This is a genomic window from Pseudomonas sp. MWU16-30316, from assembly GCF_020515645.1.
In the GTDB taxonomy this organism is placed as follows: Bacteria; Pseudomonadota; Gammaproteobacteria; order Pseudomonadales; family Pseudomonadaceae; genus Aquipseudomonas; species Aquipseudomonas cerasi.
This window is the reverse complement of the sequence record NZ_JAIZAZ010000001.1, coordinates 527,476-552,850: the sequence shown is the minus strand read 5'-3', so window position 1 is coordinate 552,850 and position 25,375 is coordinate 527,476. Positions and strand designations below refer to the sequence as shown.

General features: G+C 58.2%; 22 protein-coding genes. 11 read left to right on the top strand and 11 right to left on the bottom strand.

Going from position 1 to position 25,375, the window contains the following annotated elements:
• Positions 1-60: 60 nt before the first annotated feature.
• Together LCH65_RS02660 and LCH65_RS02655 are read right to left on the bottom strand one after the other, a co-directional pair.
• Positions 61-1,053, bottom strand: coding sequence for an NAD(P)-dependent oxidoreductase (locus LCH65_RS02660; protein ID WP_003363927.1), 993 nt, complete (start codon positions 1,051-1,053; stop codon positions 61-63).
• Positions 1,054-1,127: 74 nt separating this feature from the next.
• Complete coding sequence (locus LCH65_RS02655; RefSeq protein ID WP_122266519.1) at positions 1,128-2,027, bottom strand: LysR family transcriptional regulator ArgP; 900 nt, start codon at positions 2,025-2,027, stop codon at positions 1,128-1,130.
• A gap of 94 nt (positions 2,028-2,121) precedes the next feature.
• On the opposite strand from LCH65_RS02655, the gene LCH65_RS02650 reads away from it, so the two are divergent.
• The 7 genes from LCH65_RS02650 to LCH65_RS02620 all read left to right on the top strand — a co-directional run bounded on the left by LCH65_RS02650 (position 2,122) and on the right by LCH65_RS02620 (position 13,077).
• Positions 2,122-2,724 (top strand): LysE/ArgO family amino acid transporter, encoded by a 603-nt coding sequence (locus tag LCH65_RS02650; protein WP_096106006.1) that lies wholly within the window; start codon positions 2,122-2,124, stop codon positions 2,722-2,724.
• 192 nt (positions 2,725-2,916) lie between these two features.
• Positions 2,917-3,498, top strand: a complete 582-nt coding sequence (gene sodB, locus LCH65_RS02645) for a superoxide dismutase [Fe] (RefSeq protein WP_003313497.1) — start codon at positions 2,917-2,919, stop codon at positions 3,496-3,498.
• Positions 3,499-3,901: 403 nt separating this feature from the next.
• Entirely contained in the window at positions 3,902-5,953 is a 2,052-nt protein-coding gene (locus tag LCH65_RS02640; RefSeq protein ID WP_226439113.1) for a GGDEF domain-containing phosphodiesterase, read from the top strand.
• 179 nt (positions 5,954-6,132) lie between these two features.
• Positions 6,133-7,491 (top strand): imelysin family protein, encoded by a 1,359-nt coding sequence (locus tag LCH65_RS02635; RefSeq protein ID WP_003431423.1) that lies wholly within the window; start codon positions 6,133-6,135, stop codon positions 7,489-7,491.
• Positions 7,492-7,683: 192 nt separating this feature from the next.
• On the top strand, positions 7,684-8,571 hold the full coding sequence (locus LCH65_RS02630; RefSeq protein ID WP_226439250.1) for a DUF4123 domain-containing protein: 888 nt from the start codon (positions 7,684-7,686) through the stop codon (positions 8,569-8,571).
• Positions 8,568-12,038, top strand: coding sequence for a toxin VasX (locus LCH65_RS02625; protein WP_226439112.1), 3,471 nt, complete (start codon positions 8,568-8,570; stop codon positions 12,036-12,038). The genes LCH65_RS02630 and LCH65_RS02625 overlap by 4 nt, the downstream gene beginning before the upstream one ends.
• Positions 12,025-13,077 carry a DUF6708 domain-containing protein gene (locus LCH65_RS02620; protein WP_226439111.1) on the top strand — a complete coding sequence of 351 codons (1,053 nt, stop codon included), beginning with the start codon at positions 12,025-12,027 and terminating at the stop codon, positions 13,075-13,077. Before LCH65_RS02625 ends, LCH65_RS02620 begins: the two co-directional genes overlap by 14 nt.
• 43 nt (positions 13,078-13,120) lie before the next feature.
• Here the strand turns inward: LCH65_RS02620 and LCH65_RS02615 are convergent, their stop codons facing one another.
• Positions 13,121-13,750: a pyridoxamine 5'-phosphate oxidase family protein gene (locus LCH65_RS02615; protein ID WP_058416206.1), complete on the bottom strand. Its 630-nt coding sequence runs from the start codon at positions 13,748-13,750 to the stop codon at positions 13,121-13,123.
• Positions 13,751-13,959: 209 nt separating this feature from the next.
• Between LCH65_RS02615 and LCH65_RS02610 the strand changes: the two genes are divergently transcribed.
• The 3 genes from LCH65_RS02610 to LCH65_RS02600 all read left to right on the top strand — a co-directional run bounded on the left by LCH65_RS02610 (position 13,960) and on the right by LCH65_RS02600 (position 17,636).
• Complete coding sequence (locus LCH65_RS02610; protein ID WP_226439110.1) at positions 13,960-15,387, top strand: di-heme oxidoredictase family protein; 1,428 nt, start codon at positions 13,960-13,962, stop codon at positions 15,385-15,387.
• Between the two features lie 61 nt (positions 15,388-15,448).
• Positions 15,449-16,513, top strand: coding sequence for an imelysin family protein (locus tag LCH65_RS02605; protein WP_003413318.1), 1,065 nt, complete (start codon positions 15,449-15,451; stop codon positions 16,511-16,513).
• 16 nt (positions 16,514-16,529) lie between these two features.
• Positions 16,530-17,636 carry a DUF1513 domain-containing protein gene (locus LCH65_RS02600; protein ID WP_226439109.1) on the top strand — a complete coding sequence of 369 codons (1,107 nt, stop codon included), beginning with the start codon at positions 16,530-16,532 and terminating at the stop codon, positions 17,634-17,636.
• Between the two features lie 20 nt (positions 17,637-17,656).
• Here the strand turns inward: LCH65_RS02600 and LCH65_RS02595 are convergent, their stop codons facing one another.
• The 5 genes from LCH65_RS02595 to colR form a co-directional block, all read right to left on the bottom strand.
• Positions 17,657-17,884 carry a hypothetical protein gene (locus LCH65_RS02595; protein ID WP_003363953.1) on the bottom strand — a complete coding sequence of 76 codons (228 nt, stop codon included), beginning with the start codon at positions 17,882-17,884 and terminating at the stop codon, positions 17,657-17,659.
• Positions 17,881-18,603, bottom strand: coding sequence for a lipopolysaccharide kinase InaA family protein (locus LCH65_RS02590; RefSeq protein WP_058416203.1), 723 nt, complete (start codon positions 18,601-18,603; stop codon positions 17,881-17,883). The genes LCH65_RS02595 and LCH65_RS02590 overlap by 4 nt, the downstream gene beginning before the upstream one ends.
• Before the next feature lie 4 nt (positions 18,604-18,607).
• Complete coding sequence (locus tag LCH65_RS02585) at positions 18,608-19,288, bottom strand: class I SAM-dependent methyltransferase (RefSeq protein WP_003405955.1); 681 nt, start codon at positions 19,286-19,288, stop codon at positions 18,608-18,610.
• Between the two features lie 200 nt (positions 19,289-19,488).
• On the bottom strand, positions 19,489-20,778 hold the full coding sequence (locus tag LCH65_RS02580) for a HAMP domain-containing sensor histidine kinase (RefSeq protein WP_003431432.1): 1,290 nt from the start codon (positions 20,776-20,778) through the stop codon (positions 19,489-19,491).
• Complete coding sequence (gene colR, locus LCH65_RS02575) at positions 20,768-21,451, bottom strand: two-component system response regulator ColR (RefSeq protein ID WP_002555020.1); 684 nt, start codon at positions 21,449-21,451, stop codon at positions 20,768-20,770. The genes LCH65_RS02580 and colR overlap by 11 nt, the downstream gene beginning before the upstream one ends.
• 177 nt (positions 21,452-21,628) lie before the next feature.
• On the opposite strand from colR, the gene LCH65_RS02570 reads away from it, so the two are divergent.
• Positions 21,629-22,369, top strand: a complete 741-nt coding sequence (locus tag LCH65_RS02570; RefSeq protein WP_226439108.1) for a phosphatase PAP2 family protein — start codon at positions 21,629-21,631, stop codon at positions 22,367-22,369.
• A gap of 82 nt (positions 22,370-22,451) precedes the next feature.
• Here LCH65_RS02570 and groL read toward each other — a convergent pair whose 3' ends face one another.
• The 3 genes from groL to LCH65_RS02555 all read right to left on the bottom strand — a co-directional run bounded on the left by groL (position 22,452) and on the right by LCH65_RS02555 (position 25,189).
• Positions 22,452-24,095 (bottom strand): chaperonin GroEL, encoded by a 1,644-nt coding sequence (gene groL, locus LCH65_RS02565; RefSeq protein ID WP_002555022.1) that lies wholly within the window; start codon positions 24,093-24,095, stop codon positions 22,452-22,454.
• Positions 24,096-24,144: 49 nt separating this feature from the next.
• Complete coding sequence (locus LCH65_RS02560; RefSeq protein ID WP_003304675.1) at positions 24,145-24,438, bottom strand: co-chaperone GroES; 294 nt, start codon at positions 24,436-24,438, stop codon at positions 24,145-24,147.
• Between the two features lie 256 nt (positions 24,439-24,694).
• The gene (locus LCH65_RS02555; RefSeq protein ID WP_003363969.1) at positions 24,695-25,189 is read right to left on the bottom strand and encodes an FxsA family protein; all 495 of its coding nucleotides are present in this window, start codon (positions 25,187-25,189) and stop codon (positions 24,695-24,697) included.
• Positions 25,190-25,375 lie beyond the last annotated feature (186 nt).

Below are 25,375 nucleotides of genomic sequence, written 5' to 3'. Positions count from 1 at the left end.
GATCAAAGTTGGGCAGTATAACAACAGCGCAGAATCAATCTCACTGTGCCATTACCGCTTTCAGATCGCGTGCTGTGCCTGCCACCAGCCACAGAATTCATCCAGCGCCGTCCACAGGCTGACCTGGGGCTGATAATCCAGATAATGCCTGGCGCGGCTGATATCAAGCGTGAAATCCCTGTTCATGACCTGCATGCCCACTCTCGACAGGGTAGGTTCAGGTCTGCCCGGCCACAGCATACAGGCGGCCTCATTGATCGCCGCAGCGCTGTAGGCCAGCCCGTATGAACGATAACGGGTGGCCTGAGGCAAGTGCATCTGCCGCATCACATAATTGATCGCGTCCCACAGCGGGACCGGCGTGCCATTGCTGATGTTGTAGGCCTTGCCCAGTGCAGAACCCGTTGCCAGCAAGCTGCTCAGCAGGGCTTCGTTGAGGTTCTGCATGCTGGTGAAATCCACCACGTTCAAGCCGTTGCCGACAATCGCCAGGCGCCTCTTGCGCTGCATGTGCAGCAGACGCGGGAAAATGCTGTTATCGCCCGCGCCGGTGACAAAGCGTGGCCGCAGGGCAATGACTTCAAGCCCGAACTCTTCGGCACCGAAGACCTTTTGCTCGGCCAGATACTTGGTGGCCGCGTAGTGATTGTGAAAGCGCTTGGGCACCTGCTCTTCCTTGATGCCACGGTGCGAGTGGCCATCAAAGTAGATCGACGGCGAAGATAGATGAACCAGCCTTCGCACCCTCTGTTTCAGGCAGCCCTCGACGATGTTTTCCGTGAGCTGCACGTTGCCCTGCATGAAATCCTGGCGACGTCCCCACGTACCGACCGAGCCCGCGCAATGCACGACCGCTTCCACGTCATCGCACAGTGCGCGCACCAGATAAGGATCGGCGAGGTCGCCCTGAATAAACTCGGCACCGCGCCTGACCAGGTGCTCGACACCTTCGGCACGACGGCCATTGATCCGCACGCTCATGCCCTGCTCAAGGGCAAAACGCGCAAAGCGTCCGCCGATGAAGCCGCTCGCGCCGGTGACCAGAATCTTCATTTACCGCTCCGTTAACGCGTCTGCAGGAAAGGCAAAACCCTGCCTGCATGGATTACACATGATCCTGTTGACGATCAGTCTTCGCTCAGCGGCACCAGCCAGTGAGCCGAATGTTGCGCAAGATGTTCGGTGAGGCGCGTCAGAAGCTGCCCACCATTGCGCCAATGATGCCAGTAGAGCGGCACATCGATGCAACGGTCCGGCAGTAATTCGAGCAGCGTGCCGTTGCGCAACTGGTCGCGCACCTGCAACTCGGGCGCCAGCCCCCAGCCCATGCCCGCCTCGATCATACGGATGAAACCTTCGGAGGAAGGACACAAATGATGCTCGAAGCCGTCCTGAACACCCAACATAGCCAGATACCGATGCTGCAGAAGATCGTCCGGGCCGTATACCAAGGCAGCGGATCTGGCGAGCGTCTCTGGGCTGACACCGTCCGGGAAATGGCGGGCGATGAACGCGGGACTGGCCAGCGCCCGATAGCGCATGGCCCCCAGCAACTGGCTGCGGGCCCCCGCCACCGGACGCTCGCTGCCACACAGGCAGGCCGCCACCTCACCGGCGCGCATGCGCTTGAGGCCTACGTCTTGATCTTCGACAACCAGATCCAGCAGCAAACGGTGTTGCGTACAAAACGCGCCAATGGCCGGCGCCCACCAGGTTGCCAGACTGTCGGCATTCAAGGCGATTCGCAAACGCTCGGGCATGCCCTCCTCGTCCAGTGCCGGTACCTGACTTTGCAGATCGCGCTCCAGCAGGCGGACCTGCTGCACGTGATTGAGCAGGCGCCGGCCGATGTCGGTCGGGCTCGGCGGCGTGGCGCGTACCAGCACCGGCAGGCCAATGCGCGCCTCCAGCAATTTGATGCGTTGCGAGACTGCTGACTGAGAAAGCCCAAGCACCTGAGCGGCGCGCTCGAACCCGGTCTGCTCGATCACGGCCGCCAGCGCCGACAGCAATTTGTAGTCGAACATCAGTTTTCCTAATGAGCGATGAAGATTATTGGTTTTCCTTATAACCCTCACCCTCTGAGAATGGCTACCTGAATCCGCTCAATGGAACATCCTCATGTGGCAAAGCTACCTCAATGGGCTGCTGATCGCGGCAGGCCTGATCATGGCTATCGGTACTCAAAATGCTTTTGTGCTGGCTCAGGGCCTGCGTCGTGAACATCATGTGGCCGTGGCGATGCTGTGCATTTTCTGCGACGCCATCCTGGTGGCTGCAGGCGTGTTCGGTCTGGCCAATGTGCTGGCGCAGAATCCGATGCTGCTGGCGGTGGCACGCTGGGGCGGCGTGATATTCCTGAGCTGGTATGGCCTGCAGGCATTACGCCGCGCCTGCTCGCGGCAGAGCCTGGAACACAGCGCAGCGGTTGGCAGAAAATCACTGCGCACCGTGTTGCTCAGCGCATTGGCCGTTACCTTGCTCAACCCGCACGTCTATCTGGACACCGTGTTGCTGATTGGCTCGCTGGGCGCACAACAGGGCGTGCCTGGCGCGTATGTCGCCGGCGCAGCCAGCGCTTCGCTGCTGTGGTTCTCGAGCCTCGCCCTGGGCGCGGCATGGCTGGCTCCCTGGCTGGCCCGACCTGCCACCTGGCGGATGCTGGACCTGATGATCGCAGTGATGATGTTCAGCGTGGCCGTGCAGTTGATCCGCTCGACCTGACGGATTTCATGACCGCAGAGTCAAACCCGGGGGAACCTCTATCCCACACAGTTGTTGCGTGGTTAAGGCGCAGACCCGGTGCTATGATCCGGGGTCTGCGCCGCAAAAGAGTAAAACTCCCGGTGCATGCTGTATCTGGCCGCCCGTGATCGGCCGTGCGACTACCGCAATTGACCTGAAAGGAGATAAACCATGGCTTTTGAATTGCCGCCACTGCCCTACGCCAAAGACGCTCTGGTGCCGCACATTTCTGCGGAGACTCTGGAATATCACCACGACAAGCACCACAACACCTACGTCGTGAACCTGAACAACCTGGTGCCTGGCACCGAGTTCGAAGGCAAGACCCTGGAAGAGATCATCAAGACCTCCTCGGGCGGTATCTTCAACAACGCCGCTCAGGTCTGGAACCACACGTTCTACTGGAACTGCCTGGCTCCTAATGCTGGCGGCGAGCCTACCGGCGCTCTGGCCGAAGCCATCAACAAGGCGTTCGGTTCCTTCGACAAGTTCAAGGAAGAGTTCAGCAAGACTTCCATCGGCACTTTCGGCTCCGGCTGGGGCTGGCTGGTGAAGAAGGCTGATGGCTCCCTGGCACTGGCCAGCACCATCGGTGCCGGCAACCCGCTGACCAGCGGCGACACCCCGCTGCTGACCTGCGATGTGTGGGAACACGCCTACTACATCGACTACCGCAATCTGCGTCCGAAGTACGTAGAAGCGTTCTGGAACCTGGTGAACTGGGACTTCGTGGCCAAGCAATTCGCAGCCTGATTCCAGCCTCATCGAAAAACCCGGCCTCGCGTCGGGTTTTTTATGTTTCCAGGCCTGTAAGGGCCGCCTGCCAGACGTTTGTTTCACATATAACGTCAACCGCCTGCCTGCCGGTCAGGCGAATCGCAAATCTTTTTTCGCCTGCCGCTCGTACTTTGTGTATTGTCGGAAAACGCTCGCTGACTCGTAATACAACTTAATTCTCTATGACGTAATTCTTTACAGTGTTCTGCTCTAGTTACCTACCTGGCCACCCGACGCATTGAGGTGGCTTTGGCCAGCAGGTGCAAGGAACGCGAAGATCAGCCAGGCGCACCGGTTGTGACAAGGTCACGTCGTGCGGGTCTGGTTTTTCGAGGGTCATGAGGCGATATGCCCTCCGACACTAACTAAGGAACGGCCATTGAAGCTGGAACTCAAGAACAGCCTGTCGGTAAAGTTGCTGCGCGTTGTGCTGCTTTCGGCGCTTCTGGTAGGCGTCCTGCTCAGCTGTGCGCAAATCGTCTTCGACGCCTACAAGACACGTCAGGCTGTGGCGAGCGACGCCGAGCGAATTCTCGGCATGTTCCGCGATCCGTCGACACAGGCCGTCTACAGCCTGGACCGCGAGATGGGCATGCAGGTCATCGAAGGCCTGTTCCAGGATGACTCCGTGCGCATGGCGTCCATCGGGCACCCTAACGAAAGCCTGCTCGCCGAGAAAGACCGGCCGCTGAAGACGTCCCCTACGCGGTGGCTGACAGACCTCATCCTTGGCCAGGAACGCAGCTTCACCACTCAACTGGTAGGCCGCAGCCCCTACAGCGAGTATTACGGCGACCTGCGCATCACGCTGGACACGGCCAATTACGGTGAAAGCTTTCTGGTCAATGCCGGAATCATCTTTGTCGCGGGCGTGCTGCGTGCGCTGGCAATGGGGCTGGTGCTGTATCTGGTCTATCACTGGCTGCTGACCAAGCCGCTGTCGAAGATCATCGAGCACCTGATCGCGATCAACCCCGACCGCCCCAGCGAACACCAATTGCCGTTGCTTAAAGGCCACGAGAAAAACGAATTGGGGATCTGGGTCAACACCGCCAACCAGTTGCTGGCCTCCATCGAACGCCACACTTACCTGCGCCATGAGGCCGAAAACAATCTGCAGCGCATGGCGCAATACGATTTCCTCACCGGTCTGCCCAACCGACTTCAGTTGCAGACCGGGCTGGACAGGATTCTGGACGATGCAGGACGCCAGCAACACCGAGTGGCGGTGTTGTGCGTGGGTCTGGATGACTTCAAAGGCATCAACGAACAGTTCAGCTACCAGTCCGGCGATCAATTGCTGCTCGCACTCGCTGACCGTCTGCGCGCGCACAGCGTGCGACTCGGGGCACTGGCGCGCCTGGGCGGCGACCAGTTTGCGCTGGTGCAATCCAACATCGAGCAGCCCTACGAGGCGGCAGAGCTGGCGCAAAATATTCTGGATGAGCTGGAAGCGCCGTTCATCGTCGGTGATCAACCGATTCGACTGCGGGCAACCATCGGCATCACCCTGTTTCCCGAAGACGGCGACAGCACCGAGAAACTGCTGCAAAAAGCCGAGCAGACCATGACGCTGGCCAAGGCCCGCTCGCGTAACCGGTATCAGTTCTACATCGCCAGCGTAGACAGCGAAATGCGCCGCCGCCGCGAACTTGAAAAAGACCTGCGAGAAGCCCTGCCACTCAATCAGTTGTATCTGGTCTATCAACCGCAGATCAGCTATCGCGATCACCGTATCGTCGGCGTGGAAGCGCTGATCCGCTGGCAGCATCCGGAACATGGCCTGGTGCCGCCGGACGTATTCATCCCGCTGGCCGAACAGAACGGCAGCATCATCACCATCGGGGAATGGGTGCTGGATCAGGCCTGCCGCCAACTGCGCGAATGGCTCGACCAGGGTTTTACCGACTTGCGCATGGCAGTCAACCTGTCGACTGTGCAGTTGCATCACGCGGAGTTGCCGCGTGTGGTCAACAACCTGCTGCAGATCTATCGCTTGCCACCGCGCAGCCTGGAACTGGAAGTGACCGAAACCGGGCTGATGGAAGATATCAACACCGCCGCCCAGCACCTGTTGAGCTTGCGACGCTCCGGCGCCTTGATTGCCATTGATGACTTCGGCACCGGCTACTCATCGCTGAGCTACCTGAAAAGTCTGCCGCTGGACAAGATCAAGATTGACCGCAGCTTCGTGCAGGACCTGATTGACGACGACGATGACGCCACCATCGTGCGAGCCATTATCCAGTTGGGCAAAAGCCTGGGCATGCAAGTCATTGCCGAAGGCGTGGAGACCGTCGAGCAGGAGGCCTACGTGGTGACCGAGGGCTGTCATGAAGGCCAGGGCTATCTGTACAGCAAGCCGTTGCAGGGTCGGGAGTTGCTGGCCTACCTCAAGCAGTCGCGTCAGGACCACGCCACCAGCCTGTGAGCCGACCTGCACACTTCCGGCCATTCACGTCATCTTGAAACCGACTGTTACAACCTGCCGGATGTCCGATTACGCCGACACAGGCTTTTTGCCTTTACACCGAATGCAAATCTTTCGCATTATGTCGCAGATTTTATGGGCGCACCCCGCCACCACCTTTATCGACGCAGGATTCCGTCATGATTCGTATGCCTCTGGCAACCGCTAGTCTGTTGGCCATCGCTATCTCTCTCGCCGGTTGTGGCGAAGGCAAGGACAAGGCTGCCGCCCCGGCACCCGCGCCAGCCGCTGCTCCGGCGACGCCGGCTGTGACGCCTGCGGCCCCTGCTCCGGCAGCCGCTGCCCAGACTGACGACGCGGCGGCCAAGGCTGTGGTCGCGAACTACGCCAACATGGTGTCCGCCGTGTTCGACGATGCCGAGGCCGGCGCGAAAAAACTCAGCACTGCCGTCGACGCCTTCCTGGCCAAGCCCAACGATGAAACCCTGAAAGCGGCCCGCGAAGCGTGGATCGCTGCGCGTGTGCCCTACATGCAGAGCGAAGTCTTCCGCTTCGGCAACACCATCATCGACGACTGGGAAGGACAGGTTAACGCCTGGCCCCTGGACGAAGGCCTGATCGACTATGTGGCCAAGGATTACCAGCACGCGCTGGGCAACCCGGGTGCCACTGCCAACATCATCGCCAACACCGAAATTCAGGTCGGCGAAGACAAGGTCGACGTGAAGGAAATCACCTCCGAAAAACTCGCCAGCCTGAACGAGCTGGGCGGTTCCGAGGCCAACGTCGCCACCGGCTACCACGCCATCGAATTCCTGCTCTGGGGCCAGGATCTGAACGGCACCGGCCCTGGTGCCGGCGCACGTCCGGCCAGCGATTACCTGGAAGGCGCTGGCGCGACCGGCGGCCACAATGATCGCCGCCGTGCCTACCTCAAGGCCGTCACCGACCTGCTGGTCAGCGACCTCGAAGAAATGTCCGGTAACTGGAAGGCCGGCGTGCCCGACAACTACCGCGCCACGCTGGAAGCCGAACCCGGTGAAAGCGGCCTGCGCAAGATGCTCTTCGGCATGGGCAGCCTGTCGCTGGGTGAACTGGCGGGCGAGCGCATGAAAGTCGCACTGGAAGCCAACTCCAGCGAAGACGAACACGACTGCTTCAGCGACAACACGCACAACTCGCACTTCTACAACGGCAAGGGCATTCGCAACGTTTACCTGGGCGAGTACACCCGCACCGACGGCAGCAAGGTCAGCGGGCCGAGCCTTTCGTCTCTGGTCGCCAAGGTAGATCCCGCCACCGACGCCACCTTGCGCGCCGACCTGGACGACACGCAGGCCAAGTTGCAGGTCATCGTCGATCATGCGAACAAGGGCGAGCATTTCGACCAGTTGATCGCTGCCGGCAACACCGCAGGCAATCAGGTGGTGCGTGACGCCATCGCCGCGCTGGTCAAACAGACAGGCGCCATCGAACAGGCGGCTGGCAAGCTGGGCATCACTGACCTGAACCCGGACAACGCCGATCACGAGTTCTGATCAACCGCGTTTGTTGCGATAACCATCGATGCCGGTCAGTTCGCTGACCGGCATTTTTTGTGTCTGATCGACCCGTAGGCCAAAGATCTTTCAGTGATCTTTGTAGGGCCTTTCCTAAACTGGTTTTCGGGTATTGAAGGCAGACACCACACCACCGAGTATCCGCGCCTCGTTCCCCTTCAAAGCGCGCTCATGTTTGAATTTGAACCCGGCCCTGAAGATCTGCCATGGGCGAAAAACGCCTATTTGCTGCTCAACGCCATCAATCTTCCCGATCTGAGAAGAAAGCTTTTCGAGTGGAACTCCTCCCCTGTCTGCACACTGCTGTTCCTGCAAACCCGCTTCAGCGAATTGCTGGATATCTCGCCCGCCCTGATTCAGATCGATGGCCCATACGACCCGACATTTTCAAGTTTCCTGACTCACGCGCGCGAAGAATGGGGTCTGCTGCTATTCAGTGATGCCAGCCACAAGACGGTGGCTGACCATCTGCGCTGGCTGGTGTTCGTTGACAAACCAGCAGGCGAGGCCTGCTATTTGAACCTTTCAGACCCGCCCGTCGCAAACGCGCTGCTCGGCCTTCATCCGGCACATACCGATAATCGGTTGTTCGGCCCTATCGACAGTGTTTATGCAGCAGATGTCATCACTGAACACTGGATAAAGCACGAGCGTCATGGTGAGTCAGCCATTCATGACAACACGATCCTGTATCGGATGAGCGATCGGCAGATGGAGGCCATCAGTGACGTTGCGTTTCGCCTGATCGTGATCAGTCTTGACCAGCACCTGCGCACATTTTTTCCGGCCTACCTCACATCCACAGGTCTGAAGTCGCGATACGGCCATGTGCATGCACTGGCCTTCACAGCCTATGAAGCAGGCTTCAACAGCGAAGCGGATATTTTCCATTACGCCAACGTCATCTGCTTTCTGGCTACCCAGCCGGACGACTCGCATCCTGATATCAGAACGCTGATGGATGAAAAGTCCTTTTTGACGCCATCTCAGCGTATTCAACAGGCCAACTGGCTGGCAGTGAAACGCAGTCGCGAACAGCACGGAGCAACCCGGCCATGAGTCGCAAAACACTTTCGCCTGTAGACAAAGCCTATTGGGAGGCCAGAGCAAGAACCCATATTGATGCCCGCAACAGTACGAGTAACTGCCCGTTGATGGGCACCAAAGTCCAGCTATTGCCATTGCGTTACGGCCGTGTGGAACGGCTTCACAACCCCTCGGATACCGACGGCTACCGAGACTTGAAACGACCGCTCGGCTTGCGTCTGGTACGTGACGGCTATCTGTATGTGATTGATGAAAGCAGCGGCTATCTGCATGAGTATCGCCTTGAAAGCGGCGTACCGACCAAACTGCTCTGGCAGGACCGGGAAGTCGCTCAGGATGTCAGGCAGACCACGATTGGCGAGCACACCCTGATCTTTGCCCGCGATACGACGTTGCATGTTGCCTATGCCGAACTGCAATGGACAGCAGCCAAATGCACCCGCGTGCTGGACAGCGCAGCAGACCGTTTCTATTTCATGCAGAAAGTGAATCTGGCTGAAGCCGATTGCCAGCAAGGCGGCGTCCACCTTCGCGTCGAACAGCAAGTCAGAGAGCAGCTTGCCGAACTCGCCGAGTTGCCGGCACAACAATGCACTACACCCGATATGCCAGAGGAGGAACAACAGGACTATGTCTGGGAGCATCTGCCGCTGTTTCGCGAGGCGCATATCGGCGAGTTGAAAAACACACTCAACCCGTACTACGAACTGAATCACCTGTATCTGGTACTCGACGACAGCATCGGCATGCTGCGCGACCTTGCGCAGGAACAGGACGAGGTGGTGGGTTGGCTCAACCAGTGGCGTGAGCGTAACGACAATGAAATGCGTTACATAACGGCCAGCTACATTGACACACTGATGAGCGTTGGCGACAACACTGCCCGGCAGACAAACCCGGACTCGAAACTGCTGAAGAACACCACGCCTGAACAACGCAGCCGCATTTATGATTACCTCAATGCGCGCAATGACTGGCACCGGGAACACCATCAGGGACCTGTGCCAGCGACTACTTCAGCGGGGCAGTATTCCGCCATGCGCGGGGGCGCCTACACCGAACGGCCGCAAGCCAGATTTGCCAGACTGAACATGGAAAACAAGCACTCACAGATGCTGCTCGCGCTTGGCCAACCACTCCATGAACAACTGGAAGACGACATTGAAGCGCTGGAAAAGAACAGCCAGGGCACGCTGAACGGCGTCGGACTCGGCTCACGAGGTATTTACGATCTCGTTCGCCACCAAGAAATGCACGCTTATCTGTCCCAGGAGCGCTCGCACCTTCAACGCTGGACGCAACGACTCGACGATATTACCCACGATCGCGTGAGCCTGTTCACTCAGGGGGAACTCTATCGAAGTGCCTGGTACTTCGATCCAGACCATCCCGACCAGTTGAAAAGCGCCTTGGCGATGGAGCTCAACTGCACCCGCGACCTGTGCCGCACCGACGAAAGCCTGCGGAAGGTCAGCGACTACTTTCACGATAACCCCCACTACGTTCTGCCGGTGTTCTATGGGCGTCTGGACATGGACTTTCTGCGCGCCAAATCAGGCAACCTGCTCAAGTGGCTGGATGATATTCGCAACTTCAGCGACGGATTGGCCGATGCGCAAAGGCGCATCGCTGATATCAGCCACATCATGGGTAATCACTGGACCAACAGCCTGAACCTGGACCCCGCCGCACTACCGTTGCACCAAGCCGTCAATGCCAGCTACATCCCTGCCGTCGCCCTGCATCTGGAGCGTTGGCTGATTGAGATGCAACAGAAGCTGAACAGCCCGCAACTACGCCAGCATCTGGACAACTTCGGCAGAGCAAGCAATCGAGCCCAACGACTGGGCATGCTGGTGGCGCTGCAGCAGGAAGCCGTCACCCTGCGAATTGCCGACGAAGCCGACGTGACAAAATTTCGCGACAACTTCGCGCGCTTGAATCAGCTGCTTGCCAGCGAAGACGACCTCATCAGAGAACGCAACCGCCTTACCAAACTCATCAACCGCCGCACACTCACAGCGGATCAACATCAAGGTCTGCTTTACGAAAGGCAATACACCAACCAACGGCTGCTGCAGACCCGCAACACGCGCAACGCGCTGCGCCGAGACCTGGAAACAGCCATCACCCCGACCGGCAATCCGCGCAACGGCGCGATTGGCGTGCGACTGGACATCACTGACCCGCAACTGCAAGCGCTCAATGACGAAATTAAAAAGCTGCGGGCGGGAGCATTTAAGGGGTACGCGACTCAAGGGGCAGCTGCGGCTGCGTTGAAGGGGAGTTTCTTTCCGTTACTGGCGGTGTGTCTGCAGGTTGGGAATCTGGGGGAGGTTTGGAGTGTTTGGAGTGGCTCTGACAATCGTAGAACCATTAAAGAAATTGTAATAGCTATCGGTGGGTTCAGTAGTGTGGCTTCGGCAGCGTTATCAGTCTTTCAAGCGGTGTACGTTGCAATGATCGATAATGCTCTCCGAGCCCTAGCGGTCGAAAGTTCTGAAACGGGAGGAAAGCTGCTCACTGCTCGTCTCGGAAAAATAGGATTGGGGTTGGGAGCATTTATTGCTCCGCTGAGTTTATTGGGCGGAGCAGGTACGGCATGGAATAATTGGGAAAAATGGCAAACAGCGCTGATGTACAGCACATCGGGTGAAAAAATAGGAGCGCTCATGGCGCTGACAGGTGACGTTGGCGCTACCGGCGTGAACGCTGCCTTGACGCTACAGACCGGCAAAGAACTGATAGGCATATTGAAGGATATTTACCTTGATACCACTTACTCTAAAAAAGAAGTGGCAAGCATAGCGTGGTCTACCAGAGGACCAAGATTCCTAAGACTTTCGATTCAGCTCACACCTTGGGGACTCGCCTTCACCGCACTTCAGCTGGGCGGCGAGGCCCTATTCAACTACTCCAACCTGGAGGAACAGCAACAGTGGTTGCTCTACTGTATGTGGGGTAACGAGCCCCAAGCCTGGGATTGGAGCACTCATTCACAACGACTTGCAGAGATCAACCTGCTGCCTACTATTTTTGATAACGGTATTACTCATGGACTTACAGAGGGTGAATCTGTACGTAGTTTGCACCTGGTATTGCCAGGCTTGACCCAAGCCAGCTTTGAAGACACTTCACTACGGTGGGAAGCTGAGCTTCAACACTCATCTCATAAACAGAATGTTAGCGAGATGCTTCGCAATAAGCTGTCTGTTTTTTCTGTTTCACCTTTAACATTGGCGCTGGAAATCCCAATAGGCTGGCAGGGACACAATGCCATGTTGGCATTACACTTGGCTGTTAAGCCAGCATTAGCATCAACTTACTTAAACGCAGACAGAGGATATCTAACTTACCGCATAGCACTAGGTATGGATGTGCTAAACAAACCAATAAAAGCGGTACCAACCTACCAGACGGAGAAAATTGCATTGCCGACCGTTCAGATCAAAAGAGAGTTTCTGGATGACCAATTATAACTATAATCGCTCCCGTCAAGCTGGCGATACCGAACATCAATCCAGCACAAGTATTTTTTATCTTGCACCACTTCCTTTAATAACGGGGGTGGCGGTTACTAGCCCGCAACAACTCCATCAAGCAACCAATGAAGTTTATCTTGACTTTGCGATGGGCGTTCCAAAAATAGAATTTTCAGTTCGCTGTTACCTAGGCGTTATCGTGGGCATCGCTTTGTTCATTTTCACGATATGTCTTGGGCTCGGAGCCCTTGATCATATAAACACTGGGCGCCCGGTGTTCGAAATCGTAGTCACCGCCTTTTCACCTAATTGGCCTATCTGGGGGTTCTTTTCATTTTTGATAAGCAGCTACAGCTTATTTTTACTTCAAGCTATTCACCAAATCTCCACTCCCCCAATCCGCTTCAATCGCCAGCGTCGCGAGGTGGCCTATGTCGCCAAGCGCGGCCAGCCACCCCGGTTCATCCCGTGGGAAGAAGTTATTGCCTGCGTCAGCAGCAGCACAGTTGCAACGCAATACGGCACTCAGCAGAAATTCGCTCTGATGATCGGCTTCATAGACGCCTCGGATAGCCAGGTGATGTGGCTCACGGTGCCTACCTTCACGCTCGGCATGGCAGTCAGCGAGTGGGAAGCGATCCGCGCCTACATGGAAGAAGGCCCGAGCGCCCTGCGAAAGCCCATGATGGGCACTGACCTGGAGGAAGGCACTGTGGCGTTTTTCCACATGTGTCGCCGTGACTACCTGCTTGACCACGGCTGCTTGCGCTACCTGTTCGGCTTTCTGCTGATCCAGTTTTTCAGCGGCTGGACGTTGCCCTGCCACGTCGCCAGCTGGGTCAAGCAACTGCCGAAAACGGCATTTCCCAAAGCAGTACTGGACTGGTCCAAACCCCTGCCCCGCGAACAATGGCAATCTCCTAGCGCCGAGCTGATCAAGGAAAGTGAAGAAGTCCGCAAAAGTCTTCGCAAGGGTATGAGTATCTTCGACTACTTTCTTGAGAAGGAAAAAAATCAGAGCAAAACCGGTGTCTGATCAAGACATGACCACAAGAGGCGCAATACGGTATCAGCCATGATCAATACAACGTATCCGCAATGCGTCCCGGCAACGCCTTGTCATAGGCGTCACCATCGATCTGCTCGGCCGAAACCGCTTTTAGTATTTGCCCGGCAGTCGGCAGCGCGCTGCGTTCGATGTGCCGGGCTGCATCCCATAAACCGGACCTGATGGTTGCCCTGCTGCATTGGAAGTACACGCTGGTCACGGAGATGCGCAGCACCGACCTGGGCATTTGGCCGTTCACTTCGAAACGCGACAACAGTTCGGGCTGAACCGATATCTGCGCTGTTCCGTTGACCCGCAAGGTCTCGCCCACGCCAGGGATGAGGAACAGCAACGCGACACGTGGGTCGCTGATGATATTGCGCAAGGTGTCGATGCGGTTGTTGCCGCGCCGGTCAGGCAGATAAAGCGTCTTGTTGTCCTCGATATGCACGAAGCCCGCCTGATCACCACGCGGGGACGCATCAAGGCCGTCAGGCCCGGCAGAGGCCAGCACAACAAAGGGTGCCGACTCGATGAAGGGCCGGTAAACCGCGTGAATATGGTCGACTTCCTTGGTCATGGAAGGAGGAGCAATCGGGCCATAGAGCGCTTCCAGTGCCTCGGTGGTGGTCACGAACGCGCTGTTTTCCGGGTTATCCATTGATGTGGTCTCTGCTGGGTGTTTTATCTGCGTGTGTGCTGTCAACTTCGACATGTGCAGCATAGGCAAAAATGCCGGGACCAGACCAGCCTCAGAGATTCGTAACAACGCATTACGTCAGAGCAGGCAAACGATAATCCCTCTTATTCAAACCGCACGAGGCTGCTAAGCTTGCACGCCCCGATTTTTCGCCCCGTTGCAGGATGTCTATGATTACGCGGCTCCGTCTGTCACTTGCCTTGCTCACGACCCTGGTCCTGAGCGCATGCGATGACGCCCCGCGTTTCACGCACGCCGAGCCGGGAGAAGCCTTGTCCGCTGGCAGCGCCACCGTCAGGAAGAGCGATCAGAACGCTTTCTCCATGCCCTCGGCCAATCTGTCCCCCGTGCGGCGGCTGGACTTCAGTGTCGGTAACAGCTTTTTCCGCAGCCCGTGGGTGACTGCGCCCTCGACTACCACGGCTCGCGACGGGCTTGGGCCGTTGTTCAACACCAATGCCTGCCAGAACTGCCATATCAAGGACGGTCGCGGTCATCCGCCGGAAGCTGGCGACAGCAATGCCGTGTCGATGCTGGTCAGGCTGTCGATTCCCGATGACCCTGCCTATGCCGACCTTATAAAGCGCAACGGTGTGCTGCCCGAACCGGTTTACGGCGGGCAATTGCAGGACATGTCGAACCCCGGCGTAGCGCCCGAGGGCAAGGTGCGGGTCGAGTACGATGCGCTGACGGTCGAATTTCGCGATGGCACCGCCGTCGAGCTGCGCCAGCCGACCCTCAGGATTACCCAGCTGGGCTACGGCCCCATGCACCCCGATACGCACATCTCGGCACGCGTAGCTCCGCCGATGATCGGCCTGGGCTTGCTCGAGGCCATTGCCGATGAGGCCATCCTTGCCAATGCCGACCCCGATGACAAGAACGCCGATGGCATCTCGGGACGTCCCAACTGGGTCTGGGACGATGCTCGGCAAAAAGTAGTGATGGGCAGGTTTGGCTGGAAAGCCGGACAGCCAAACCTTAACCAGCAGAACGTGCACGCGTTTTCCGGCGACATGGGGCTGACCACCAGCCTGCGGCCTTTCGATGACTGCACGCCGGCCCAGACCGATTGCCTGGCCGCGCCCAATGGCAACGGTCCGGATGGCGAACCGGAAGTCAGCGACAACATCCTGCGTCTGGTGGAGTTCTACACCCGCAACCTGGCTGTTCCAGCACGTCGCAAGGTCGACGACCCGCAGGTGCTGGCAGGCAAGAACCTGTTTTTCCAGGCGGGCTGCCAGCAATGCCACACCCCCTCTTTCAAAACCCGTAGCGACGCCTCCGAGCCTGAGCTGGCCAATCAGGAGATTCGCCCGTACAGCGACTTGCTGCTGCACGACATGGGCGAAGGGCTGGCCGATAACCGTACCGAGTTCCAGGCCAGCGGAAGTGAGTGGCGCACCCCGCCCTTGTGGGGGCTGGGCCTGACCGGCACGGTAAGCGGACACACCCAACTGTTGCACGACGGTCGCGCACGTAACGTGCTTGAGGCGATACTCTGGCACGGCGGCGAAGCCCAGGCGGCAAAGCGCCAGGTTCTGGCTTTTGACGCACAGCAACGTGAAGCGCTGCTGGCCTTCCTGAATTCGTTATGATTGCGCCCTTTGCAGAATCTTCCTGTTCAAACATCGTTCTTTCAAAAATAAGGAGCCGGACATGTTCCGACCCAAGTTGTTGCTGACCAGCCTTGCGGCACTTGCCTTGGGTGCCTGCTCGCCATCCGATCCTCAGGCCGTGACGTCCGCAGCGATTGCCAAACAGGTCATCCTGCCGACTTACAGCCGTTGGGTGGAGGCTGATCGTCAGTTGGCAGCCAGCGCATTGGCGTTCTGCCAGGGCAAGACTGATCTGGCCACAGCCCGCGCCGACTTTCTGAAAGCACAGAAGACCTGGGCAGAGTTGCAACCGCTGTTGATCGGTCCTCTGGCCGAAGGCAACCGCGCCTGGCAAATACAGTTCTGGCCGGACAAGAAAAACCTGGTGGGCCGTCAGGTCGAGCAACTGGTGACTGCACAGCCACAGATCACCGCTCAGGAACTGTCCAAGGCCAGTGTCGTGGTGCAGGGTTTGTCCGCCTACGAATACATCCTCTTCGACGCTGACATCGACATGGCCAATGCCGAGCAGAAAGCGCGCTACTGCCCGCTGCTGATGGCCATCGGTGAGCGCCAAAAGCTGCTTGCCGAAGAAATCCTCAACAGCTGGAACAGCACCGACGGCATGCTCGCGCAACTGAGCAAGTTCCCCAATCAGCGCTACGCCGACTCCCACGAGGCGATTGCCGAATTGCTGCGGGTTCAGGTCACCGCGCTCGACAGCCTGAAGAAGAAACTTGGCACGCCACTGGGTCGTCAGAGCAAGGGGCAGCCGCAGCCATTCCAGGCAGATGCGTGGCGCAGCAAGTCGTCGCTCAGCAGCCTGGAAGCCAGCCTGATCAGCGCCGAAACGGTGTGGACCGGTGTCGACAACAAGGGATTGCGCAGCCTGCTGCCCGCCGAGCAGAAACCGCTGGCCGACAAAATCGACGCCGCCTACGCTAACAGCCGAAAATTGCTGTCGGAACTCAAGCCGCCACTGGCCGACCTGCTGGCCACGGATGCAGGACGCCAGCAACTCAATGCGTTTTACGACAGCCTGAACGCCGTGCACCGCCTGCACGAAGGCGAGCTGGCCAAGGCACTCGGCATTCAGTTGGGTTTCAACGCCAACGACGGCGATTGATCAAGAGGTACATGTGATGTTGCGACGTCAGGCCATGGCGCTCGGCAGTCTTCTGCGCAGCGCCTGCACGCTGGGTGGCTGGACACTGTTCCGGCAGAAAGACACACGCCCCTTATTGCTTTCCGCTCGCGACGATGGCGACGGAAAGCACTATGCGGTGGGTTTCAGGCTCGACGGGACGCAGGTATTCGCGACCCAGGTGGGCCAGCGCTGCCACGACATCATCAATCATCCCGACCTGCCACTCGCGGTGTTCATCGCCCGTCGTCCTGGCACTGAAAGCTACCTGATCGATCTGCGCGATGGCCGCTTGCTGCAAACCATCGTTTCGCAGCCTGACCGCCACTTCTACGGCCATGCGGTGATCCATCGCGACGGCGAATGGCTGTATGCGACGGAAAACGACACCCGTGACCCAGGCCGCGGCTTATTGGGCGTCTACCGCTTCGTTGACGAGCGCCTGGTGCACTGGGCCGAGATCCCCACGCATGGCATCGGTCCGCACCAGGTCTCGTGGATGCCGGACGGTGAAACGCTGGTGATCGCCAATGGCGGCATTCGCACCGAAGCGGAAAGTCGGGTAGAGATGAACCTCGATGCCATGCAACCCAGCCTGGTCATCATGCAGCGTGACGGCACCTTGCTCAGCAAGGAAGCGCTTTCCCAACAGATGAACAGCGTACGCCACATGGGCATCGCCAGCTATGGCACCATCGTCGCGGGTCAGCAGTTCATGGGCGACAGCCACGAGTTGGCCGAGCTGCTGGCAATCAAGCGTCCAGGCCAGCCATTCCAGGCGTTTCCGGTGGCAGAGGAGCAATTGCGCGCGATGGCCCACTACACCGCCAGCGTCGCAGTACACAGCGAGCTGCGACTGGTGGCCCTGACGGCACCCCGCGGCAACCGCTTCTTTATCTGGGATCTGGACAGTGGCGCATTGAAACTGGATGCGCCCTTGCCGGACTGCGCGGGCGTGGGGGCTGTGACCGATGGCTTTGTCGTGACCTCAGGCCAGGGACGCTGCCGATTTTATGATTGCCGCAAGGCGCAGCTGCTGGCCCAGCCATTGGACCTGCCGGCCGGGCTGTGGGACAACCATCTTCACCTGGCTGAGGTGGGTTAGATACCGGGCCTGTGAGGGCTTCAGTTTTTAACCCCGGTACCCTGCGCCAGGCTGTACATGAACAGCAAAAGGTCGTGGTCCGGCTGTACGTTCACCAGACTCTTCGCCACGCGTGGCAGTGGGCAGTAGCCCTCGCCATGCTGTGTGGTAAGTATGCGGGTGGACGGTTGTTCAAGCGCCGCCACGGCGACGGTGGCAACTGCCAGCGCACCGAAGATAAACAGACCTCTTGCCATTTCTAGCTTCATGACTCTAAACCTTTGATAGAGCTGCCAAACGCTGCTTGATAAAAGTAGATCAACTTCTGCCAGTCTGCAGCGCTGAATGACGAATGGCGTCGTAGCTGTTTCATGTCGTGTTGGGCTGCGCCTTGCGCGGTAAGGCGACGACGGCCCTTTTCGAGATCGAGCAAGGCGACCTCGACGTTGGCGTCCGGCCCGTCCCCTGTCACCCGCACGAAAATGTGCTTGATGTACAGACAGCTGTGCTGCCAGCGGCCAAGGTGCATGCGGGCCAGAGTGTCTGCCACTTCCTTGAGCACGCGCTCATAGAACAGCTCGCCATGGCGCTCGCGCCCTCCGGCAGCCTGCCATTTTTCAATTTCCTCGAAGCCCTCCAGCGCCACCGTCACCAGCAATGCCCGCCAGGCATTGTCCTCGCCCCGCTCGGCACCGCAAAACACCACTTCGGGGACGACGACGCCAAGCTTGCGAAGCCCCTCAAGCGCCTCGCGCTCACGCAGCACGGTAGGTCGGCCCAGCGGGTGCAGCAGGCTACGGTAGATGTGACCTGTCTGACGTTTGGCATAGAGGGTCTGCCCATCGTCCATGACCAGCCGCTGCACACCACTCTCTCCACCGCGACGCACATTGGGTTCTTCAACCCATTCGCCACGCTGGCTCCAGAACTGATCGAACTCATTCTGGATCGGGTTCACAACTGGTTCTTTCATGGACTGCAAACCCATCTTTTTACCTTTTACGTAGGACATAGACTCGCCACATGGCGTACATGGGCAGGAAATCCATTCGGTTCTGAATGCGAAATCCTGCCTGCTCAAATTCGGTTTCTGCGGTAACAACAGGTAACACAAAACGATTCTGGTAACTTTCCCGCCCAGTTTTCTGCTGACGCTTGTTCTCCAGACGCGCACGCTTCCATGCCTTGAAATTGCCATCCACCCAGAGGGAGACGATCACGCTGTCACGGGTTACGCGTTGAAACTCGCGCAATAGAGCCATCCGGTCGCTGGACTGACCAACATGGTGCAACAAGCGCATGCAGAAGATGCTGTCTACTGCGTTATCAGGCAGGTCGATGGCAAAGGCAGATGTCTGCAAAGGTTGTACCCTTTTTACAACGTCTGCCGGCTGCGAGGCACAGGCGGTGCTGAGCATGTCTGCGGAGTTATCGGCACCGATGATCGAGCGGTTCGGCTTCTCGGCCAACAATGGCCAGAAGCGTCCCGCACCACAAGGCAGGTCCAGCACCAGGCCCGGGTCCCCGGCCATGTGCAGAGCCTTTCTCGCCAGCTGTTCATCGCGATGATGCGACAGCTTGCGCCAGATACCGTCCTGATGCTTTTCCAGGTACTGGCGGGCATGTGTCTTGTCGTACTTTCGGGAAAACTCGAGTTCGATGCGATCGCTCATGAGAGCAGCTCCTGATGTTGATGGGGGCCAAACTAAAGGCACCGCCGTCACCGTCAGGTCATCTGAATGTGAAAAAAATGTTACCTTTTAACGTCAGGTGTTTCGAGATTTTACAGAGAGTTAGAGGCAGTGTGTGGCCAATCGACGAAGTGCAGTCAATTGGCCGCTACCCAATAAGGCCGGTCTACTCGAGAGGAAGGTCAGGGTTTGACCACGTTGAGCGTCACCTTGAACCGGCAACCATGGGGTTCCATAGGGGTGAGATCGACGCTCCATCCCTGATTGGTGCAAATGCGCTGCACCAGTGACAGCCCGAGGCCCAGCCCCTCTCCGCGCTGCTCGTTGCCGCGTACGAAAGGCTCGAACATCGCCTCGCGTTTTTCCTCGGGAATGCCCACGCCACTGTCCTCCACGGTGAAGCTTTCAGCGTGCAGGGTCAGCGCAATGAATCCGTGATCGGTGTAATGCAGCGCGTTGCGCAGCAGGTTGCCCATCACGGCATGCAGGAAGGTCGCGTTGTAACGAATATCGGACAGCTGGTCATCGGCAGGCGGCGTGTAGGTCAACTGCAGCCCCTTGCTCTCTATCGGGTCACGCCACTGGGAGATCAATTGCTCGGCCACCCCGACCAGCGTGGCCTTGGGCGTCATGGCCGGGTCTTCGCGCTGGGTGCGCGCGAGCATGAGGAAGGTTTGCACCAGATCGCGCATTTCTTCGCAGGCACGGCCGATACGCTCTACCTGACGACGGCCTCGCAGATCGAGCGCAGGGTTTTCCAGCAGCAGCTCACAAGAGCTGGCCAGCACCATCAACGGCGTACGCAGTTCATGACTCACATCGCTGGTAAACATACGCTCACGGATCAGCGCCTGCCGCAAGCGACCCAATGTTGCATCGAAGGCCACCGCCAACTCGCCGACTTCGTCAGCGGCATAGTCGGGCGCCAGTGGCGGTGCCAGTCCAAGCAGCTGGTCACGGTGGCGAACCTGCCGGGCCAGACGTACGACAGGCGCCATGACCCGGCGCGCCAGCACCCAACCCAGAAACACCGCCAGCGCCAGCGCCAGAACGAAACCGACCAGCACGACGGCGAACAGCACCCGCTCACGCTCTTCAAAATCGCTCTGATCCTGCAACAGGGCGTAATGCCGGCCATCCACCACCTCGATCATGGCGTGGTAGGACAACGGCCCACGGAACACCTCGTGGAAGCCTGGCTCGAGGTGACGAATATCCTTGGGCAGATCGAAGTCACCCGGACCATTGCTGAAGTAGAACAACTGGTCGGGCTTGGGCCGGTGGCTCCAGTCGCTGACACTGTCCATCAGCATCAGGCGGTTGAGGTCACCCCCGAGGCCGGCGGAAATCAGCTTTTCTTCGACCAGGTGAACGGTGGAAATGATTCCGATGGCGAACGACCCGGCGACCAGTGCACTCATCAATGCAAAGGCAATGATGATCCGTTGGGCAAGACTCTGTTTAAACTCCATCCCGGCCCTCGGCCAAGCGATAGCCCACGCCATGCACGGTCTGCAACAGCGGTTTGCCAAACGGTTTGTCGATCACCTGACGCAACTGGTGCACATGGCTGCGCAGGCTGTCGCTGTCCGGGCAATCGTCGCCCCACAGGGCTTCTTCCAGAATCTCGCGGCGCAGTACATGCGGGCTCTTCTGCATCAGCACGGCGAGCAGCTTGAGCCCGACCGGGTTGAGCTTGAGCATGCGCCCCTCACGTGTCACCTCGAGGGTGTCAAGGTCATAGACCAGATCGGCCACCTGCAAGGTACGCCGCCCGCCGCCTTGGGCTCGACGCAATACCGCTTCGATCCGCGCGGCCAGTTCAGACAGGGCGAATGGCTTGAGCAGGTAGTCGTCAGCACCAGAGCGGAAACCCTGCAGACGGTCGTCCAACTGATCGCGGGCAGTCAGCATGATGACTGGCGTGTCGCGCCGGGCATCTTCGCGCAGGCGCTTGCACAAGGTGTAGCCGTCGATGCCGGGCAGCATGATGTCGAGAACGATCAGGTCATAGTGCTCGGTGGCTGCCAGATGCAGTCCTGAGAGGCCATCCTGGGCGCAGTCGACGGTATAGCCTTTCATGCCCAGGTAATCGGCCATGTTCGCCAGGATGTCGCGGTTGTCTTCAACCAGAAGAATTCGCATAAAGCACTCTCATATGCAGTTTGGGCTGGCGCAGCTTAAGACGAAGTGGGCGTCAGGGCCAGCGCCGATATGGCATGACGATTTTTTCACCTATGATTCATAAGGCTCATGACACACTTTGAGACGAACCGTCGCACACAATAATCGCGGCATGCCCTTCAAAGATCTGGATTCGATATGTCGAAAAACGTCGCCCCACCCTACTCCCGTTCGATCAACCCGTGGATTTACCTGGGTATCCCCACTGCCGTGGCGCTGATCCTCATGCTGCTGGAACTGACGTCACTGGACATGGACATCGCCAAGCTGGCCTTCGATCCCGTCAGCGGGCAGTTCATTGGCAGGCACAGTTATTTTCTCGAAGACGTTCTCCACGACCGCGCCAAACAGCTGGTCATGGTATTCGGCGCTTTGGCCATGATCGGCTTCGCGGCGTCCTTCAAGGTAGAACGCCTGATCCCGTGGCGCAGAGAGTTGGGTTGCCTGGTGCTGTCCATGGCGCTTTCCACCGCCTTCGTTACCCCGGTGAAAGTGGTGACTTCAGTGCAATGCCCCTGGAGCCTGAAAGAATTCGGTGGTCAGGAAACCTACAGCGAACTGTTGAGCCCACGCCCTGCGACCGATAAACCGGGACGCTGCTGGCCGGGCGGGCATGCGGCGACCGGCTTTACCCTGTTCGCACTGTTCTTCGCCCTTCGCGACCGTCGCCCACGGATGGCGAAGATGGGTCTGGCTCTGGCGTTTGGCCTGGGAACTGTTTTCTCTGTCGGGCGAATGCTGCAAGGTGCGCACTTCTTTTCCCATAACATCTGGACCGCAGTGTTCTGCTGGCTGATCTGCCTGGGGGTTTATTACTTCGTGCTTTATCGTCCCGAACCCAAGGGCCTCGCGAACAGCAACATACAACCGACGCACTGATTGGTCCGGCACAGAAAGGTCATAAAAAAACCCCGCACAAGGCGGGGTTCTTTATGGGTGTAGCTTAAGGGGTAAAGCCGGCTTACATCATGCCGCCCATACCACCCATGCCGCCCATGTCCGGCATGCCGCCGCCTGCTGGCTTGTCTTCAGGCACGTCAGCGATCATCGCTTCGGTGGTGATCATCAAGCTGGCGATGGAGGACGCGGCCTGCAGAGCAGAGCGAGTCACTTTGGCCGGGTCAAGGATACCCATTTCGATCATGTCGCCGTATTCGCCGGAAGCAGCGTTGTAACCGAAGTTACCCGAACCCTGCTTGACCTTGTCAACAACAACGCTTGGCTCGTCACCGGAGTTGGCAACGATCTGGCGCAGAGGCGCTTCGACTGCACGACGCAGCAGAGCGATACCGACGTCCTGATCAGCGTTGTCGCCTTTCAGACCTTCGATAGCCTGCAGGGAGCGAACCAGTGCCACGCCACCGCCAGGTACCACGCCTTCTTCAACGGCTGCGCGGGTTGCGTGCAGGGCGTCTTCAACGCGGGCTTTCTTCTCTTTCATCTCGACTTCGGAACCGGCACCGACCTTGATCACTGCAACGCCGCCAGACAGCTTGGCCAGGCGCTCTTGCAGTTTTTCCTTGTCGTAGTCCGAGCTGGTGTCGCCGATTTGCTGACGGATCTGGGAGATACGCGAGTCGATATCGGTTTTCACGCCAGCACCATCGATGATGGTGGTGTTTTCCTTGTTCAGGATGACGCGCTTGGCATTACCCAGGTGTTCCAGGGTAGTGGTTTCCAGGCTCAGGCCGATCTCTTCGGAGATAACGGTACCGCCAGTCAGAACAGCGATGTCCTGCAGCATGGCCTTGCGACGATCGCCGAAACCTGGAGCCTTGACGGCTGCAACTTTCACGATACCGCGCATGTTGTTGACAACCAGAGTGGCCAGCGCTTCGCCTTCAACGTCTTCGGCAACGATCAGCAGAGGACGGCCAGCCTTGGCGACTGCTTCCAGAACCGGCAGCATTTCGCGAATGTTGGAGATCTTCTTGTCGACCAGCAACAGCAGCGGGCTGTCCAGCTCGGCAACCATGGTGTCCGGCTTGTTGATGAAGTACGGGGACAGGTAACCACGGTCAAACTGCATGCCTTCTACAACAGACAGCTCGTTTTCCAGACCCGAACCTTCTTCAACGGTGATAACGCCGTCTTTGGTCACTTTTTCCATGGCTTCAGCAATGATGTCGCCGATGGAGTGATCGGAGTTGGCCGAGATGGTGCCGACCTGGGCAATAGCCTTGGTGTCGGTGCATGGCTTGGACAGCTTCTTCAGCTCGGCAACAATGGCGATGGTCGCCTTGTCGATGCCGCGCTTGAGGTCCATCGGGTTCATGCCGGCAGCGACGGCCTTCAGGCCTTCGTTGACGATGGCCTGAGCCAGAACGGTAGCGGTAGTGGTACCGTCGCCTGCATCATCGTTGGCACGGGAGGCAACGTCTTTGACCAGCTGCGCGCCCATGTTTTCGAAACGGTCTTTAAGCTCGATTTCCTTGGCAACCGAAACACCGTCTTTGGTGATCAGCGGAGCGCCAAAGCTTTTCTCGATGATAACGTTGCGGCCTTTAGGGCCCAGGGTCGCTTTAACTGCGTCAGCCAGGACGTTTACACCGGCGAGCATTTTTTTGCGGCCAGAATCGCCGAATTTAACTTCTTTAGCAGCCATGATCATTATTCCTTGAATACTTAGTAGTAACGGAAGTCAGCGGGAGCACTCAGCCTTCGACGACAGCAAGAATCTCGTTCTCGCTCATCACCAGCAGGTCTTCGCCGTCTACTTTCACTGTGTTGCTGCCGGAATAAGGGCCGAACACAACCTTGTCACCCACTTTCACAGCCAGCGCACGTACTTCGCCGTTGTCCAGCACGCGGCCGGTACCCACAGCAACGATCTCGCCGCGGTTAGGCTTTTCAGCAGCCGAACCTGGCAGAACGATACCGCCGGCAGTTTTCGTTTCTTCTTCACTGCGACGGATGACGACGCGGTCATGCAGAGGACGAAGCTTCATTGTCGATCTCCTGATTATGTTTGTTTGATCGTCCGGTGAGTGCACCGGCCGGTTTAAATCCGGACTTGCCGGTTACGGTTCGACGCGCGAACCGCAGAATACGGTCTGGCCTTCAGGCCAGAAACCTTGCGGTGACCCATACATAAGGGCGAGCAAAGTGATTACAAGTCTTGGGTAGAAATTTTTTACACCCGAACCGCCTGGTCAAAACGAACGCGGCACCCTGAGGTGCCGCGCTGCCGGGGGGTGTGGAAGATTACTTGTCGCGATGCTCGAACTCGCCTTCGATGACGTCGGGCTCGCGGGTAGGCTGGTGAATCGCCGTCGGGCGATGACTCGACGCACCCTGATTGGCAGGTGTCTGCAAATCATCGGCGAAGGCACGCTGACGCATGGCCTGATCCTGGGCGCGCTGGCGGACCTTGTTGATCAGCAGACGACGGGTGATCGGCAGCAGGCAGATCACACCCAGAATGTCGCTGATGAAACCAGGCAACAGCAGCAGGCCGCCGCCCACGGCAACCATCAGGCCTTCCAGCATTTCCTGCGCAGGCAACTCGCCACGCGCCAGGCTTTCGCGTGCACGCAGCGCCGTCGCGAAACCGGCCACGCGCATCACGAACAAGCCGAGCATCGACGTCGCGACGACCAGCAGGAACGTCCAGAGAAAGCCGATGGACATCCCGACACGAACCAGCAGAAACAGCTCAAGTACCGGGAATAATAGAAACAGCAGCAAAAAAACACGCATCAAATGAGTTCCTCAAGGGAAGAATGCCTTCCGAGTAGACCGTATGTGATGTCAGAAGATCGTTAATTCAAGCTCCCTGCATCTGGCTTACCGCTAAATTATGCGCACAAGTGAGCTGAACCAGGCCTTCACAAACGTGTATCGGTGTATTTCAAGGCTAGATGGCAGAGCCGAGACGAACGCGCA